The sequence below is a fragment of the Marininema mesophilum genome (assembly GCF_900106775.1).
In the GTDB taxonomy this organism is placed as follows: Bacteria; Bacillota; Bacilli; order Thermoactinomycetales; family DSM-45169; genus Marininema; species Marininema mesophilum.
On the sequence record NZ_FNNQ01000013.1, the window covers coordinates 102831 to 119851 of the forward strand.

13 protein-coding genes are annotated in these 17021 nt (G+C 46.6%); 6 read left to right on the top strand and 7 right to left on the bottom strand.

What is annotated here, in order from left to right; all coding sequences use genetic code 11:
• Positions 1–7: 7 nt before the first annotated feature.
• Positions 8–1432 carry a PTS transporter subunit EIIC gene (locus BLV90_RS12755; RefSeq protein WP_245726353.1) on the bottom strand — a complete coding sequence of 475 codons (1425 nt, stop codon included), beginning with the start codon at positions 1430–1432 and terminating at the stop codon, positions 8–10.
• Positions 1433–1805: 373 nt separating this feature from the next.
• Here BLV90_RS12755 and BLV90_RS12760 point away from each other — a divergent pair, with 373 nt between their 5' ends.
• Together BLV90_RS12760 and BLV90_RS12765 are read left to right on the top strand one after the other, a co-directional pair.
• Positions 1806–3578: an ATP-binding protein gene (locus BLV90_RS12760; RefSeq protein ID WP_177168055.1), complete on the top strand. Its 1773-nt coding sequence runs from the start codon at positions 1806–1808 to the stop codon at positions 3576–3578.
• A 75-nt stretch (positions 3579–3653) separates the two neighbouring features.
• Complete coding sequence (locus tag BLV90_RS12765; protein WP_091741718.1) at positions 3654–4166, top strand: YwhD family protein; 513 nt, start codon at positions 3654–3656, stop codon at positions 4164–4166.
• A 172-nt stretch (positions 4167–4338) separates the two neighbouring features.
• Here the strand turns inward: BLV90_RS12765 and BLV90_RS12770 are convergent, their stop codons facing one another.
• Complete coding sequence (locus BLV90_RS12770) at positions 4339–6387, bottom strand: transglycosylase domain-containing protein (protein ID WP_091741720.1); 2049 nt, start codon at positions 6385–6387, stop codon at positions 4339–4341.
• Between the two features lie 257 nt (positions 6388–6644).
• On the opposite strand from BLV90_RS12770, the gene speE reads away from it, so the two are divergent.
• The 4 genes from speE to argS are packed head-to-tail and all read left to right on the top strand — an operon-like array spanning position 6645 to position 10508.
• Positions 6645–7481 carry a polyamine aminopropyltransferase gene (speE, locus tag BLV90_RS12775; protein WP_091741756.1) on the top strand — a complete coding sequence of 279 codons (837 nt, stop codon included), beginning with the start codon at positions 6645–6647 and terminating at the stop codon, positions 7479–7481.
• A 3-nt stretch (positions 7482–7484) separates the two neighbouring features.
• A complete protein-coding gene (gene speB, locus BLV90_RS12780; protein WP_091741723.1) occupies positions 7485–8357 on the top strand; it encodes an agmatinase in 873 nt (290 codons plus the stop codon).
• Between the two features lie 50 nt (positions 8358–8407).
• A complete protein-coding gene (locus tag BLV90_RS12785; protein ID WP_177168056.1) occupies positions 8408–8836 on the top strand; it encodes a YwiB family protein in 429 nt (142 codons plus the stop codon).
• A 1-nt stretch (position 8837) separates the two neighbouring features.
• Positions 8838–10508 carry an arginine--tRNA ligase gene (argS, locus tag BLV90_RS12790; RefSeq protein ID WP_091741728.1) on the top strand — a complete coding sequence of 557 codons (1671 nt, stop codon included), beginning with the start codon at positions 8838–8840 and terminating at the stop codon, positions 10506–10508.
• Positions 10509–10861: 353 nt separating this feature from the next.
• On the opposite strand, the gene BLV90_RS12795 is transcribed toward argS, so the two are convergent.
• The 5 genes from BLV90_RS12795 to BLV90_RS12815 all read right to left on the bottom strand — a co-directional run.
• On the bottom strand, positions 10862–11677 hold the full coding sequence (locus BLV90_RS12795) for an ABC transporter permease (protein WP_091741731.1): 816 nt from the start codon (positions 11675–11677) through the stop codon (positions 10862–10864).
• The gene (locus tag BLV90_RS12800) at positions 11674–12693 is read right to left on the bottom strand and encodes an ATP-binding cassette domain-containing protein (protein WP_245726354.1); all 1020 of its coding nucleotides are present in this window, start codon (positions 12691–12693) and stop codon (positions 11674–11676) included. Before BLV90_RS12800 ends, BLV90_RS12795 begins: the two co-directional genes overlap by 4 nt.
• 542 nt (positions 12694–13235) lie before the next feature.
• Complete coding sequence (locus BLV90_RS12805; protein ID WP_091741733.1) at positions 13236–14588, bottom strand: MFS transporter; 1353 nt, start codon at positions 14586–14588, stop codon at positions 13236–13238.
• A gap of 466 nt (positions 14589–15054) precedes the next feature.
• Complete coding sequence (locus BLV90_RS12810) at positions 15055–16740, bottom strand: hypothetical protein (RefSeq protein WP_091741736.1); 1686 nt, start codon at positions 16738–16740, stop codon at positions 15055–15057.
• 152 nt (positions 16741–16892) lie between these two features.
• Positions 16893–17021, bottom strand: a 129-nt coding sequence (locus BLV90_RS12815) for a zinc ribbon domain-containing protein (protein ID WP_143035058.1), incomplete at its 5' end; no start/stop codon positions are given.

Sequence of the window (17021 nt, forward strand, 5' to 3'; positions counted from 1 at the left end):
TTACACATTAGGATGGGGAACCGACTGAGCTGGCTGTTGCTGTCTTTTTGGTGGAAGCGGTATTTTCTTTTGTAAACGTTTGATCCATCGCTCGTTTGTAACCAAAGAGCCAGGTGAATAAGAAGCCGGCTCCATATGCGGCGAGAATACCGATCAAAAAGGTGAGAAGGTGACCTTTGGCTAAGAGGAAGGCTGCGGGTAGTCCAGAGACACCGATAGCAATCGTAGCCGTTCCTAAGGCGCTTTGGATGGCTCCGCCTACAGCGGCACCAAGACATGCAGTTAAAAAAGGACGGCCTAATGGAAGGGTTACTCCATAAATGAGTGGCTCACCAATCCCAAGAACCCCGACAGGCAATCCTCCTTTGATGACATTTCTCAATGTGTTGTTCTTGGTTTTTAGATAGATAGCAAGGGCGGCTCCTACCTGTCCAGCCCCTGCCATTCCGAGGATCGGCCAAAGAGGGTCCAACCCCGTCTTATCCAGCAATTCCATGTGAATCGGGATCAAGCCCTGATGAAGTCCAGTTATTACAAGGGGTAGAAAAGTACCAGCTAAAACGGCTCCAGATAAAGCGGCTCCAACTGTACCGCCTGCTTCTAGGAGCAGTTTGAGGCCATCGGTGATTCCATCTGCGATGAAACCACCCAATGGTTGTAGGAGGATATAGGTGGCTAAGCCTGTTACAAGAAGGGCAAGGGTGGGAGTAACGATGATATCGATTGCCGCGGGAATGTAGCGACGAATATGTCGCTCTGCTACAGAGATAAACCAAGCGGCTAGCAATACCCCGATCAATCCACCTCGACCCGGTACAAGTGCTTCACCAAAGAGGGTGATTTTACCGATATCAGGGAAGATGATCAAACCACCAGCTATGCCGCCAAGTGCAGGCGTTCCTCCAAATTCACGGGCCGTGTTGATTCCAACAAAAATTGCGAGATATGTGAAGACCACTTTGCTTATCGCCGTTAACAACACGACTGTTTGGCTCTCAGGAGTGAGTCCAAATAAATCGGTGTGCAGGAAGACGTTGGTAAGGCCTAAGAGCATCCCACTAGCTACGATGGCAGGAATTAATGGGATAAAAATGCTAGCTAATCGTCGCAGGAAGAGTTTGAATGGTGTTCGGTTTTGATCTTGGATACTTGCTTTGACATCTTGTACCTCATCCGCTTTTATTCCTGTCTCCCTAGCCATATGTTGAGCGACTTTGGTTACCTTACCTGGCCCTAATATGATTTGATATTGGCCTGCTGATTGGACAACACCCATGACATCAGGGAGTTCCTTTAGCTCAGCTAAACGAATTTTTTGGGGGTCCCTTGTTGTTACCCGAAGACGAGTCATGCAATGGGACAGGGAGGTTAAGTTTTCCTGCCCACCCAACAGCTCTAGGATCGAACGGCTCAATTCCTGTTCCTTCTCCAATCCAATTCCCCCTTGTAAAATCAGAATATCACCTAGTATTGATAATACAAGGTACGAGTAGCAATCTTTAAACATGACAACTAGAGAATGGTTCAGGGAGTTAATGTTAGTACAGAGTTTATCCAACAAAATGGAAAGACATAAATTCCGCTGGTCAAAATTTAAATCGATTTTTGACAGATTTTGTCGAAAGAGAGATTTGGAGGAGGAAATTTGATGTCTAAGATGGAATCATTACGTTAATTTTAAAGAAATGAAACGGAGAAATGAATATCGATCCAGTCATTTTTGAGTAGGGATGTTACTAAATCACGTCGTTTTTTTAATTTGGGAGAATATTGTTCGACGGAGGGTGAAATGGGGGGTTAAACCGTTGACCGACTGGCTGATCACCCAGGGAGGGTATACGAGAGGGACCTTAGGCTTCATAGAAGGAAGTTGGGAAGCAACAGCGGCTTTGTTTGCTGTACTTTTCGGGTTAGTAGTAATGAGGCATCAGTGGGCACCCAAACTTCCATATGGTCTCTACTCACTCATTGTACTTGGTCTCCTGATGACGCTGGATGCATTGACTGGAGATTGCCGTTTTATGTGGGCGTACCTGGTTGTTTTAGGCATTTTGCATGACCAGGTGCCCATTCTGAAAACCCTGGCATATACGGTGCTATTTTTTACCGTACATACAGGGATGAAATATGGACTTAATCTTGCTCCCAATCTAGGGGAGATTTCAACGGAAGGTGTTTTGTTTGCTTTTTTTGGTTGGATGAGTGGTTGGATGTATCGCGGTCATGCACGGGCAGAGGAGATTCAACAGGAGAATAGTCATCTATTGGACAAGGTGGATAAGGCTCACTCTCGGTTGCATGAATACATCGATGAATTAGAAGAAACTTCACGAAGGGATTACCTTACAGGATTATATAATTTTGGTGGATTACAGGAACAGGTGACTAAAAGCCTTTCTCGTTGTATGGCGACAGGTCATTATTATCATGTGGTCTGTGTTGATCTTGTCGATTTTCAACAGGTGAATATGCGGGAGGGTATCGATGCTGGAGATCAGTTGTTAGTGCAGATTGCACGCCAATTGAAGAAGAATCTCCCTCCTTTGGCCCAGGTAGCTCGTTATGATGGGGATCAATTTGTAGTTGGATTGACTGGTGATGAGTCGGCAATGCGTTTTTGCCTGGAGACGGTTGAAAATGTGATTGCTGGATTGAGGGCGGAGCGCTCCCTTGTCAATGTTTGTATTGGCACAGCGTCTTATCCTGGGGAGGCCCAGAGTGCATCTGAGTTGATCCGTTTGGCAGAGCATCGTCTTTCAATTGAGCAGAAGCGGATTCGCCATCAGGAGGAAGAGCGTCGTCGCCATCTTGAAAAGTTATCCGCTGTTGGACAGTTAGCAGCAGGACTCGCCCATGAAATTCGTAATCCACTCACCTCGATTCGGGGGTTTATTCAGATATCAGCGACAGAATCTCCTGAGGTGAAGAAATGGGAGTCGATCATGTTACCGGAAATCGATCGGATTAACGATTTATTAAAACAATTTCTCCATTTGAGTGAAACTCGTCCTGCTCGTCATACGCTGTTTAATTTGGATCGCCTGATTGATGACGTACTTCAATTACTTAACCCAAAGGCAATTTTGATGGGGCACGACCTGACACCACAACCCCCTTCTTCACCAGTGATCATTGAAGCAGATGCAGAGCAGATTAAGCAAGTGCTAATCAATTTGGTGCAGAACGGACTGGAGGCATTGGCGGACAAGGGAGTTGTTTTTGTTCGTTGGAAAGAGATGCGAGATCGGATTAGTATCCGTGTTCAGGACACGGGGAGTGGGATTCCACCGGAGTATATGTCACGGATCTTTGATCCCTTTTTTACAACCAAGGGAGATGGGTCAGGTATGGGGCTGTCCATCTGTCACCGCATTATTTCCGAACATGGAGGGCAAGTTCATGTAACGAGCCAGCCCGGAAGTGGAAGAGGGACAACCTTTAATATTCATCTTCCGATTCGCCAAGTGGTGAAGGATGATCATGGGGATGGGGACCCAGGAGGACTGCCCCCCAAATCAACTACCAATCGGAGCGAGGTAGTTGATCGCCTAAATATGTTAAATGCCTCCCCTTCATAAACCTGCTTTTGCTTTTGCACCAGGTTCTGCTTCTAGGATACAATGAAGGAAGGAGATTGAAGGGGGCGAAGGATCATGGGCAAGAAAAATTCTGGCTTTAATATTATCCGGGAGGATTCCACGACACATGGTGGTTATCATACCGGTACACTTAACATATCTAACTTATCCGCTATTTTAGTCGATGGAGATGAGGCTCACATTGATTTAGGGTTGATCCATGCAAAGAGCAAAGCGGAACGTGGTATCAAGTTTAGCTCGGATCCTAAGGATGTACCCAAAGAGGGGAATCCCAAGGACTACTGGGTGGTTTGGGTAGCCATTGATCGGAAAGAAGAAGGTCCTTATTACGCAGGCCTGACAGCGTGCTCTATGACGGTTAATCGGGAAGCAAGGCGAGGTTGGAAAAACCTAGCCGAACACGTAAATCGTATGGATGATGCCCTAAAGCGGCGCATTAAAGTAGCGGGATTAGATGATCAACATAAGGGTGCTTTAAAGCGATTACTGATCGAAAATAATAGCGAGTGGTGGGAGAATGCGAGTCAGGAATTAAAGAGTGCATTAACCACAGCGGATGAAAAGTGAACGCTCTGTGAACAAAGTAATCTCTAACTTGTTCACCCATTTATCCAGGTGTAAACTTAAAGCTAGGCTTCGGGATCGTAATGCTAGGACACTAAAGGGGCGGGTCCATACCCGCTTTTTTAGTGTCTTTTTTTGGATGATCAATTGGTAAGATCAAAAAATGGTGGAACGATTAACCGTTCCACCATTTTTTGATGCGGTCCCAAAGGGAATGTAGACGTTCACGAGGAGATCCCGATGGAGCATGAACCGAGCAAAGCTGAGTGGGTTCCGTCCCTTTCAGGAACCATACCTTCTCACGGTGGGGACAAGCGGAGGAAGCTAAGTCTCCTGTTACTGGATCGACGATGGCTGCAGTCACTCCTGATGGGGGAGAGAAGTTTGTCGCGGGTGTGTTAGCCAGGGCTTTCCTCATATAGCTTCCCCAGAGAGCGTGGGTCAAGCGAGAGGTACCCGTAGGGATACGCTTGCCACGATCATAGCCAAGCCATAAAGTCGTTTCTAGATCAGGGGTGTATCCGGATAGCCACGAATCCCACTCGGTGCTCCCTGTTTTACCAACGACAGGTCGAGGGATCATCTGCTGTACATGGTGTGCAGTCCCTCCCGGGGCAAATACTCTTTTCAATAATTGTGTCATGACAAAGGCTTCTGCTTTGGAGATGATCGGCGTCGCGCGAGGGGTGTGTTGACCAATCCTGTTACCATCCGCATCTTCAATGCTATGAATAGCAAAGGGCTGATTTTGTACACCCCCATTGGCGAGCGTAGCATAAACCTTGGCCATCTCCATGGGCTGAACAGGGCTGGTGCCGAGGGCGAGGGAAGGGACGGCCCGCAAAGGGCTGTTGATCCCCATGCGATTACCAAGGGCTGTGGTTTGTGTCGCATCGGTCTCCAATAAAGTATGGACAGCGTAAATATTATCTGAGGTAGCAATTGCTTCTAGCATGGTGATCGGCCGATGGAAGTAATGATTGTGATAATTTGTAGGGGCATAGTTCTCCCCATTTACTTGAAATACAGTGGGATTACTGTTAAAGCGTGTCAAGGGGGTATATCCTTGTTCTAGTGCAGTGAGATAGAGAAGCGGTTTAAAGGTAGAACCAGGTTGGCGATGGGCAAATACACGGTTGTATTGGGATTGAGTATAATCTTTACCTCCAACCATTGCCAGGATGGCCCCTGTTTTAGGGTTTATACTGATTAACGCTCCTTCCATTCCCTTCGGAATATAATGAGCAACGCCTTTTTCTGCTTCTCGTTGTCTGCGAGCATCGAGGGTGGTGTGAATGGTTAATCCACCACTTCGTACCTGTGCTTCACTCAAACCGTATTCGTTGATTGCTGAGCGGATCACATAATCACGAAACCAAGGGGCGCGAGCAGGTGTTGGTTTAGGGAGAGGTCCATAGGTAAGGGAAGCGCTCTTGGCAACTGATGCTTGTTGGCGTGTGATCTTTTTTGTCGCCACCATGCGAGCTAAGATGGTCTCCTGCCGCTTTTTGGCACGTGTAGGGTTATCGAGGGGAGAGTAGTACCCTGGACCGCGGGGAATCCCTGCCAACATCGCGCTTTCTGCAAGGGTTAATGAGCGGGCCGGTTTGTGAAAATAAAGCTGGGCAGCGCTCTCTACCCCGTAGGCTCCATGGCCGTAGTAGATTTTATTAAGGTACATCTCTAGGATCGAGTGCTTTGTGAAATGAAGTTCCAACTGCGTGGTGAGAATCGCTTCCTTCCATTTACGATTCCATGTTCGATCATGGGTGAGATAGAGGTTACGAGCCAACTGTTGCGTGATGGTACTAGCACCCTGAGCGATCCGGCCTTCTTTGAGGTTGACCAAAGCAGCACGTACGATTCCCCGAAAGGAGAAACCTCGATGGGTAAAAAAGTGCAGGTCTTCTGCGGCAAGTGTCGCCTGGATCAGTTCTTTGGGGAGCTTTTCTAAACGGACCGGATCCCGGTGCTCCCCTGCATCCAATTGGTCGATTACTTTCCCTCCGCTGTCCACAATCTTTGTAGTGATGCCGATAGGTGGGGGTGGAAGAGGACGAGACTTGAGATAGAGCATAGTAACGAGGACGATGGCTGCTGAGGTGATAAGGCAGATTCCTAGAAGGCGTAGGACCTTACGACCGATATTCCACCAACGGCCTATAGGAATCTCATCCCATCCCGTAGGATCGGGCGGTAGTGTGCGATTGATATCGTCCCCCATTGATGTTCCCCCTTACTGTCGCAATTGCTGAACTGGATGAGAGGGGTTGGAAAACGCCCTCACTTGGTAATCCTTGTTAGTATGAGGGTGGGTTTCCGATGTTATGCGGAGAAAGGCTAAAACGCTCTTCGTGAAGATTGCGAATTTCATAGGAGATACATGATTGTCTGCTTGGGTGGATTGCTTTATTCTATAGTAAGGTTCTCTTGGGAACGTTGATTCACGGTAGGCCTAGACGGAGGAGATAAATTATGGATATGGAATTATGGTATACTGAAAAACAAACACCGGATCATGGCATAACAAGTAAAATCCGCCGCACACTCTACCATGAGCAAACGGATTTTCAAAGCATGGATGTTATCGAGACCAAAACCTTTGGTCGGATGTTGGTCCTAGACGGTATGGTCATGACGACGGATGAGGATGAGTTTGTTTATCATGAAATGCTGACCCATGTAGGAATGTTCACCCACCCCAATCCGAAGAAAGTGCTTGTCGTCGGTGGTGGAGATGGGGGGGCGATTCGTGAAGTGTTGAAGCATCCCTCAGTGGAAAAAGCCGTTTTATGTGAAATTGACGGTCGTGTGATTGATGTATCACGGGAGTACTTCCCGGCAATCGCAGGGGCGCTTTCCGATGAGCGAGTGGATATTCAAGTAGCGGATGGCATTCAGCATATTGAAGCACATAAAGGTGAGTACGATGTCATTTTGGTTGATTCTACCGAACCAGTAGGCCCTGCAGTAGGTCTTTTCCAAAAACCCTTTTATCAAGGGATTTATGACGCATTGAAGCCCGATGGTATCATGGTAGCCCAGACGGAATCCCCCTGGTTTAACCGTGATTTGATTGCCCAGGTTTATCAAGATATCTCATCGATCTTCCCGGTAGCTCGTCTATACACCGCTAGTATCCCGACCTATCCAAGTGGTCTGTGGAGCTTTACTCTAGGTTCCAAAGGAAAAGATCCACTCTCTGTGGATGTGAGCGAGATCCCTGAGCTAGAGACCAAGTACTTTCAACCTGAACTTTTCCATGCACTCTTTAAGTTGCCTCGCTTTGTTGAAGTGTTGACACAGGGGGAGAAGTAAGCCATGCGTTTTGAGGAAGCTTATTCTGGAAATGTCTTTATCGGTGCCACTCCTGAACTAGAAGCTGCCCAGACCGTGATCTATGGGATGCCGATGGATTGGACTGTTAGCTTTCGACCAGGCTCTCGGTTTGGACCTAAGCGTGTACGGGAGGTTTCCCTTGTCCTAGAGGAGTATAGCCCTTATCTGCGCAAGGAATTGACGGACGTAGCCTACTATGATGCAGGAGACATTCCTCTTGCCTTTGGTAACCCGGAAAAGAGCATCGCTCAGATCGGGGACTTTGTGGCCCAGGTACTTGCACAGAAGAAGATGCCCCTCGGAATTGGCGGGGAGCATCTGGTGACCTGGCCTGTTGTACGGGAAGTGTACAAGTACTATCCTGACCTAGCAATCATCCATCTGGATGCCCATACGGATCTTCGTACCGATTATGAAGGGGAGGAGTACTCCCATGCGACACCGCTACGGAAAATCGCAGAACTGATCGGAGAAGAGAACGTCTATCAATTTGGGATTCGCTCGGGTACAAAGGAAGAATTCGATTACGCGGAACAGGGAGGAATCCACTTTTATCCCTTTGAGGTGCTAGCTCCGTTGAACGAAGCGTTACCGGCATTGGCTGGACGCCCTGTCTACGTAACCGTGGACATCGATGTTCTCGATCCTGCCTATGCTCCGGGTACGGGTACACAAGAGCCAGGTGGGATCAACTCCCGTGAACTTCTTGCATCCATCCATGCTATTGCAGGGTCGGATGTTCAGGTAGTAGGGGCTGACCTTGTTGAAGTAGCTCCAGCCTATGATCCAACCGAGCAAACCTCAGTCGTAGCCGCGAAAGTGATCCGGGAGATGCTGATCGGTTTCTCTCGTTAATGGTGGTTATCCATATCAGTGATAGATATAGAGAAAGGGCGGCGTGGCTAGTGAAACCTGTCCAACTAGCGATTCATTCCACAGTCCATTCCTCCGAAGCGGGAGACGGAGATGTTATTGAACAGCAGTTAGAAGGGTTCTTTGAGGAACGTGAACAGTATTGGGTCCTTAAATATAAGGAAGGTTCGCCTGATTCATCGGATGATGTAAATACGACAGTAAAAGCAGGTAAGGATGAAGCGATAGTGATCCGTCAAGGGGTTGTCAATTACCGTCAAACCTATCGGTTAGATCAGAAGACCTACAGTCGTATTGAAATCCCTGGTGGTGTGTCTGAAACTGAGGTGGAAACCTTAGAATACGACCGCAAAAGGAGTGAGGTAGAAGGTCAGGTTCGCTTATCCTTCCGCTTAGCCATGGGTGGCGAAGCGATGGGCTCCTATCTTCTCAATATTAAATGGACGGAGGTGACTGCATAAGATGAATGTCTTGGAGCAGATGAAAGAAAATCTAAAACATGAGATCCGCCAGGCGGTGATTCGAGCGGGATTAGCTGAAGAGAGTCAACTCTCAGAGGTCGCGCTGGAAGTGCCTCGAGATAAAGCACATGGGGATCTTGCTACCAATATGGCGATGCAATTAACCAAAATTGCACGGAAAAACCCGCGTCAAATCGCAGAAGCAATCATCGAGGGGATCGACCGAAAGAAAGCCCATGTGCGGAAAATAGAGATAGCAGGCCCTGGTTTTATCAACTTTTTTGTGGATCGTTCTCTATTGACTCAGGTAACGAAGGATGTTATCCAGCAAGGGAGTAAGTATGGTGAATCCGATGGTGGTCAAGGGCAAAAGGTGTTGGTGGAGTTTGTCAGTGCTAATCCAACAGGGAGCCTCCATCTTGGCCATGCGCGAGGTGCTGCCTTTGGGGACGTTCTCTGTCGTGTGATGGCAAGTGCTGGCTTTGCTGTAACTCGTGAGTATTACATCAATGATGCAGGAAATCAGATTCATAACATGACACTTTCCCTTGAGGCCCGTTACCGGGAAGCTCTGAAGTTGGAATCGGAATTTCCTGAAGATGGTTACCGTGGTCGGGATATTATCGAGATGGCCGAACAACTGGCAAAAGAAGAAGGGGATCGGCTCATCCATCTCGATGCAGAAGAGCGGTATGAAGTCTTCCGTAAAGTAGGTCTCCAGCGTTTGTTAGAGAAGATCAAGAAAGATCTAGGAGCCTACCGCGTTCAGTTTGATAGCTGGTTCTCGGAAGTTGGACTCCATGAATCAGGAGCAGTGGAAGAAGCTCTTGAAGAGTTAAAAGGTCTTGGCAAAACCTATGAAAAAGACGGGGCTCTCTGGTTGAAATCGACGGACTATGGTGACGATAAAGATCGGGTATTAGTAAAACAGGATGGTACCTATACTTACCTTACACCGGATATCGCTTATCATCGCAATAAATATAATCGCGGCTTTGATCGGATCGTTGATATCTTTGGCGCAGATCACCACGGATATATTCCGCGAATGAAAGCGGCCATGGGTGCACTTGGCTTCGATCCGGCAAAATTGACCTTCCTTGTAACTCAGATGGTGAAGTTGTATCAGGGTGGGGAATTGATCAAGATGTCCAAGCGGACGGGAAAAGCGATTACGTTAGTCGAGCTGATGGAGGAAGTTGGAGTTGATGCAACTCGTTTTATCTTTGCCTCCCGTGGGTTGGATTCCCACCTCGAATTTGATATGGATCTAGCCGTTACCCAATCCAATGAAAACCCTGTGTTCTACGTTCAGTATGCTCACGCACGGATCAACAGTGTCTTCCGTCAAGCACAAGAGCGAGGATTGACTGTACGCTTTGATGAGGAGAGTCTCTCGGCACTAACCCTTGAGCAGGAATATGATCTTCTGCAAAAACTAGGGGAGTTCCCAAGTGAAGTGGCGACTGCTGCAGAGCAGATGGCCCCTCATCGTGTTGTGCGGTATCTGTTTGAATTAGCTGGTCAGTTCCATAGCTACTACAATGCTCATCGTGTTATCCAAGAGGACGAACAGGTGAACCGCGCGCGCCTCTCGCTCTATCTTGCAACGGCCCAAGTATTGAAAAATGGTTTGAACATGATCAGTGTAAATGCTCCTGAAAAGATGTAAAGGGTTGACCATGAGCCACGTCATAGGGATGTGATTGGGGAACATGTAGGGGATCTGACAAAGTTCCCTTAGGGAACGATGAAATCTAGAGGCTTTCCTTTTTAAGTGGTAAGAGTTAGCTCTAATGGTTTCAAAGTTAGTTTGAAGAATGAAACCGGCTCAGGTAGCTACTTGAGCCGGTTTTATTAATTAAACTCCTTCTTTTACTTCATCTGAATGAGACCATATGAGAAGAATTTGCTCTTCCTTCGTGAAAGGAAAGGGACGTAATAACCGGAGTATGGCGCCATATAAAATTTGTCCTTTGAAATGCCAAAGGGTTTTTGGGAAAGTTGAAATCATACGCTTCTTTCCTATGTCTGACGCATATATGAACGTACTGTGAGGGGGGCAAAGATTAGGACAATGACAGCGGCTCCGATGAGGGAGATCGTAAGGTCCCAGCCAAAGGTTCCAGAGTTACAAAGGTCTCTCACAGCAGTAACTAAATGGGAGATCGGGTTCATATTTACGAACCACTGGAGCCAGCCAGGCATGGTCTTGACCGGTACAAAAGCATTGGATAGAAACGTGAGCGGAAATAGGATAATCATCGATATCCCCTGTACACTGGATGCTGTTCGAGCAATGACGCCGAAGAAGGCGAAAATCCAGCTAATAGCCCAGGAGCATAGGATGACAAGAAGTCCAGAAAGAGCAACATAGCCTAGTCCTCCATCGGGTTGGTAGCCCATAATATACCCCATCGTGAAAGTGAGTACAGTCGCTATAGTATAACGGATGGTATCTGCTAATAGGGCACCCGCTAAGGGCGCAATCCGTGCGATGGGAAGTGACTTAAATCGATCAAACACACCCTTATCCATATCCTCACGCAGTTGAACCCCGGTAACGATGGAAGTGGTGATCACGGTTTGCACGAGAATTCCAGGAATGATGACAGGCAAATAGTTCTCTACGTTCCCAGAGATAGCCCCTCCAAAGATATAGGTAAACATCAGCGTGAAGATGATTGGTTGGAATGTGACATCAAACAATTGCTCCGGTGTGCGTCGAATTTTCAACAGACCGCGGTAGGCCATCGTAAGCGAGTTTCGTACCGACTGTGTGAAACTCGTTCTTTTATTTAGTTGGTGATGGGTTGTTGGATGAATCGAAGGACTACTCATACGGCTGCCTCCTCTACTTCACCTGACTGTTTGGAATGGTTCTCTAAACCATGTCCAGTGAGGTTCAAAAAGACCTCGTCAAGGGTTGGCTTCTGCACACTTAATTCAGCGAGATGGATGTTTGCCTCACGAAGGGAAATAAGGAGGTCAGTGACCCGGTCGGCGTCGGTTATTGGCGCTGAAATTTTCCCATCTATCGACGAAACATTAGACTCAACCTTGAGAACCCGCTCAATAGTCTGCCGAGCCTCCTCGATATCCTGTGGATGTTGGGTTCTTAAATGCAACGATGAACTCCCTACGGACGTCTTTAGCTCGTCTACGGTTCCTTCCGCTACCACTCGGCCTCGGTCGATAACAGCGATTCGATCAGCCAGCTCATCTGCTTCTTGGAGATATTGTGTGGTTAGTAGTACGGTAGAACCTTGTTTTACCAGTTGGCGGATCGTGTCCCACATTTGATTTCGGGTACGTGGATCTAGACCAGTAGTTGGTTCGTCTAAGAAAATGAGCGGTGGTCGTGCAATTAGGCTTGCTGCTAGATCCAGCCGGCGACGCATACCACCTGAGAAATGTTTCAGCGGACGCTTTGCGGCTTCCGTTAAACCAAATTCCTCTAATAACTCCCTAGCCTTTTGCCTTGCCTCTGCACGCCCTAATCCTAGCAGTCGGGAAAAGATGATCAAATTCTCAGTAGCGCTGAGAGACTCGTCAACCGACGCATATTGACCCGTCACTCCTATCAATTGACGTACGATCTGCGGCTCTTTCACCACATCATGCCCAAAGATCTGTGCTGAACCTGCGTCCGGCCGCAATAGGGTTGCAAGCATCCTGATGGCTGTCGTCTTACCTGCCCCATTTGGGCCAAGAACACCGTAAATCGAGCCAGCACGTACGTTTAGATTTACGCCATCCACCGCACGATTGTCTCCAAAGGTTTTAACAAGTCCATGGGCTTCAACTGCCCAGTTAGTATCTTCGGCTTTTATTTTCTTTCGATGTTCATAGCCCACTTTTACAGCCTCCTCTAACGACTAATTTTGAAAATGGAAAGCACGGTTTGTCAATTACCATATTAAGGGATAGAGGAGAGCGAATTGGGCACAAGCACTGATCGCTCCAGCTTAAGGACGAGCATTTAGGGATAAGAATTCTCATCGTATCTGCTTCTGCAAGGATCATCCACTACTCGACTCACCAAAGCCATAGCTGTAAATGGCAAAGCTCTTTTTAACCTAATCCGTTTCCTTTTACCAACTATTGTAAGGTAATCAACAGCCTGGACTAATACCACGATCCATCACTGATTGGTCGACTTAGTATAGCATGTAGCACAGTGGGGTTCATCCATCGAAGGGCGGATTCACAAATATGGAAAATGCCTGTTCAAACAAAATCGCTCCCAGACTGAAGTCCAGAAGCGATAAAAAAGGTGTTACTCAAAATTAATTCCAATTTCTTGGAATACATTCTTGGTTTTAGCAGGAAGCTTGTTTCGAAAACATATAAAACACAGGAGCAAGCCTCCTAATAATAACTGATCCATCATAGCAATTTACGAAACAGGCCGGCGATCCATAAAGATGGTTATAATAGCAACAATCTGAAATACTGCACCGATCAAAAGCATGGATTGAAAGCCGGACAGGCTAATTTTATCTGGTTCAACGTCCTTCATAAAGGAAGAAAAAATACCAGCGGCAAAAGCACCTGTTCCGAACTGGATCAGTTGGAAAAACCCCATAAATTCCCCCGTTCGTTCAGTGGGAACAGACATTAAAGCAATCTTGTTTTGTGATGGCATAGCGATAGTCCCACCCATTCCAAGTAGTAGGTATATCAAGCAAAATAACAGGATATATTCAAAGCGATCACTAAACACAAGAGTGATCGTAGCGGCAAGACTAAATAAAATGCCCACTGTGAGAGCTATACGAGGACTTGAATCAGCCCATTTGCCAGCTATACCCGCTAACAAGAGACCAATAATAGAATCCACCATGATGATCCATCCAACTTGATCCGTTGGAATATCATGTATATCCCGCAAATAGCTAGGTGCATAGAGAGCGATTGCATTAGCGGTAGTGAAAATACAGAATACTCGAACGCATGCTAGGATAAAAGTCCGATTGTGGAATACTCCCGTTGGGAGAATAGCTGTCTCCCCGCTCTTTTTAAATTGAACAAAAATCACTGATGCTAAACCTAAAAGCACCAATATACTAGAGCACACCTTTACTACTAAGTCTACTTGATCCATAAATAAAACTTGCAAACTAATAACCGTAACGAGAAGTCCGATTCCACCTAGAAGAGGGACTTTGTTTCGGCTCATTTCAGAGATGGAACGAGGGATATTAATACTTGAAAAGATTAATGCGATGACAGCTAATCCTGACAATAGATAGAAAATGTAGGACCAAGGAAAGTATTTAAGTAGGATTCCTCCAATTGCAGGACCTATTAGTGTAGCAGCAGCTAATGTTCCTGAAAACCAGCCAAAAGCCCAACCAATTTTATTTTCTGGGAAGCAAAGACGAATAAATATGACCAAGGTTGGAACAATCATAGCATCTGCTAGTCCTTGAAGTGCTTGAAAACTTAGAAACAGATACCAGTTTTTTGTAAGACTACTCATGAAAGAAGCAACAATAAATAAAGAGAGGCCTAAAAGGAGTTGCTTGCGTGCTCCAATACGATCTGCTAATTTTCCAAAGAAGGCCAGCCCAACAGCAAACACAGAGAAAAAAAGAATATTCCTCCATTGCAAAGTTTCATAGCTGATATTAAAGGAACGAACTATATCACTAAATGCAATTGATAACATGGATGAGGCCATGACACTGGCGAAAACATTCATAGAAATAGTGACGATGAGCAAACGATAAATGATTTGGTTAGACAAAAAATTCCTCCTATGGAACTATACTAAGTTTGAGGGTGATATAGAGATAAAATTTTCTGTCATTTTTGCTCTTCTTATAAAAAATTGATATTGTAAAACAAAATTATCACTATCATAAAAATAGAATCCTTCAATAACTATATCTGCATGGACTCCTACAAATCAAATATTTTCGGTAGGCATAATTTACATTATCAACCCATAAAATGACCAAAATTCTTGCGTTTTAAGGTAACTTTAGCATCTCTAGATACGTCTATTTCCTCACCAAAAAAAGAGGACCTTATCCAAGGCCTATATTGGAGAACAACAATTTCATTTGGGAGAAAAAACTAACAGTGTTGAATATAACATTTATAAGTGTGCCATATAAGTAGGGGAATTTTCTGTATGTTTGGAGGGGTTTGCTAAGTAAGCCTAGTGTGTCCATCACACTAGGCTATGATAAAGGATGTTAATCCTACTCTCATATCGGAAGGTCCGTATCCGTATCTTCCATTGAAGCGGGTAGAGGTAAGTCACAGGGCTTACCCCAGCTTTGGGAGACAAGAAGACGGATATATTCAGCATGGGTGAGTGGGTCGGGGGTGGCTCCGATCTTTTCACCCTGGGGGGTGAGGAAGGCGGAGAGTATACCTTCCTCACCTCCTATTTGTTCTAATGCTGTAAGGAAAGCGGAGGGATCTCGATCACACTGTAGTTCATAGTGACCACGTTCTCCTGCAGATCGGACAGATAAACGGGTTGGGGTGTCCGCTGAATTAGCAGAAGTTGTCCAAAGGGCACCATAGGGGGTCATCTGCCGCCGTTTGTTATCGTATGCCATCGCTGCTTTTAAAAGCGAGGGGTGTGTGGCTGGAAGCATGCCCAAGCGTGCCCAAGCCGCCCAACCCTCCTCTTTTTCTGAGGGCGGGAGGGACTTTTCCTTCCACTGATCCATGGCTAATGACCATAGCTGGGCATGTTCTTCTTCCCCTACTGTCTGAGCAAGGTCAGCCGCGCACCGGAGAGCAGCGAGATGGAGAGGAACATCTGCCGCTTGGATTCCATCTGGATCACCGTGTTGCAATAGATACATCACAGCAGGTACGACGGTGGAGTGAAAGGATCGGATTGCCTCCAATTGCCAGATCAGAAGAAGGGCATAGGCTGTCTGTTTGGGACTGGGAGTCCCTATATCCTCTGATTTATTGGCTGGGATGTAGCTAGGGAAACTACCGTCTGCATTTTGCCATCTTTTCAAAAAGCGTAAAATCGTTTTCGGACTTCGATGGTCCCCAGCGCTCCAAAATGCGGTGGCAAATCGATAGGAGGATTCCGCTGTGTAACGTATCGGTAGTGTAAGAGAGGGGGCGATGGCACCAGGATTTTCCTTATCCTCTAAGGTTTTTAGAAGCATAAGACTGGAATAGTAGAGGGGAGGGGCCCAGCCATCGATGTTATTCAGGCGTTTACAATAGGTTTGCCACTCCGAACGATATTGAGATAAGATGTCGGTCCATGATTGGCGAAGTGTAGTTCGAATTTGATCCGAGGCTTCCTCTATGTTGTTTCCAAAGCCTACAATGAGACGAAACCCTCCATCATCGGGGATTTGTACACGTCCAACCCATTGCGTAGAGGAGTTAGTAGTTGGTTGTTCATCAGTGATTAAAGACGAGGAGGAGGCGAGAATGGCTACTCCATTTTGGGTTTGGTTGCTAATCCAAGTGCCTTCTCCTTGGGGGTGGATGGTGAGAGTTGAAGGAGAATCATTCGCCCCAAAGGTCTCCCACTTTACTTTTATATGATAGTCCGTGGGAAGACCATGGAGGGCCTCTAAGCGGACGTGAAGCAAAAAACAGGCTGTGTTGGAATCGGTGAAAGCTAATTTGCTGAGGCGATAATTACCCATCGGATCACTATTTACTTGACGAAAGAGAGGGACATCTGTGTCTGGACGTTCCATGAGACGAATCATGCCTTCGCTTTCATAAAGACACTCTCCAGCATCATTTAAAATAGCCAGCTCGAGTCGACCACGGGGTGTAGAAAGATCCGGATAATATAGTTCCTCCACCCTTCCATTTGCAAGGGTGAACCAGACAGGGGAAGTGGAATTGCAGGCTGTACCCAAGCCTTCGCGAACGAGACTAGTACTTGGTGTAGTCATAAAGGGTCCTCCTTCTCTATTCTCTAGATGAAAGTATCCGACCGATTGACACTCCCACAGCTGAAGCACCCCATGAAGCACCCCAAGGGCACTTCCTTCGGGCGCAGTGGGATTCTTGGGAACTCCGTCTACTGACAGGATATACTCCAAGCTTAAACGGTCTGCCCAACCGCAAAAATCTTTAGTCCTTCTTGCAAGATGTTCTTGGATGCATTGATGTCTCGGTCATGGTGAGAGTAGCACGTAGGGCATGTCCATGAACGAAGATTCAGGTTCTTCAC

Excerpts from the sequence above, each read along its gene's own strand:
- BLV90_RS12765 (WP_091741718.1), top strand. The coding sequence starts at position 3,654 with ATGGGCAAGAAAAATTCTGGCTTTAATATTATCCGGGAGGATTCCACG.
- speE (WP_091741756.1), top strand. The coding sequence starts at position 6,645 with ATGGAATTATGGTATACTGAAAAACAAACACCGGATCATGGCATAACA.
- speB (WP_091741723.1), top strand. The coding sequence starts at position 7,485 with ATGCGTTTTGAGGAAGCTTATTCTGGAAATGTCTTTATCGGTGCCACT.
- BLV90_RS12770 (WP_091741720.1), bottom strand. The coding sequence starts at position 6,387 with ATGGGGGACGATATCAATCGCACACTACCGCCCGATCCTACGGGATGG.
- BLV90_RS12795 (WP_091741731.1), bottom strand. The coding sequence starts at position 11,677 with ATGAGTAGTCCTTCGATTCATCCAACAACCCATCACCAACTAAATAAA.
- argS (WP_091741728.1), top strand. The coding sequence starts at position 8,838 with ATGAATGTCTTGGAGCAGATGAAAGAAAATCTAAAACATGAGATCCGC.
- BLV90_RS12810 (WP_091741736.1), bottom strand. The coding sequence starts at position 16,740 with ATGACTACACCAAGTACTAGTCTCGTTCGCGAAGGCTTGGGTACAGCC.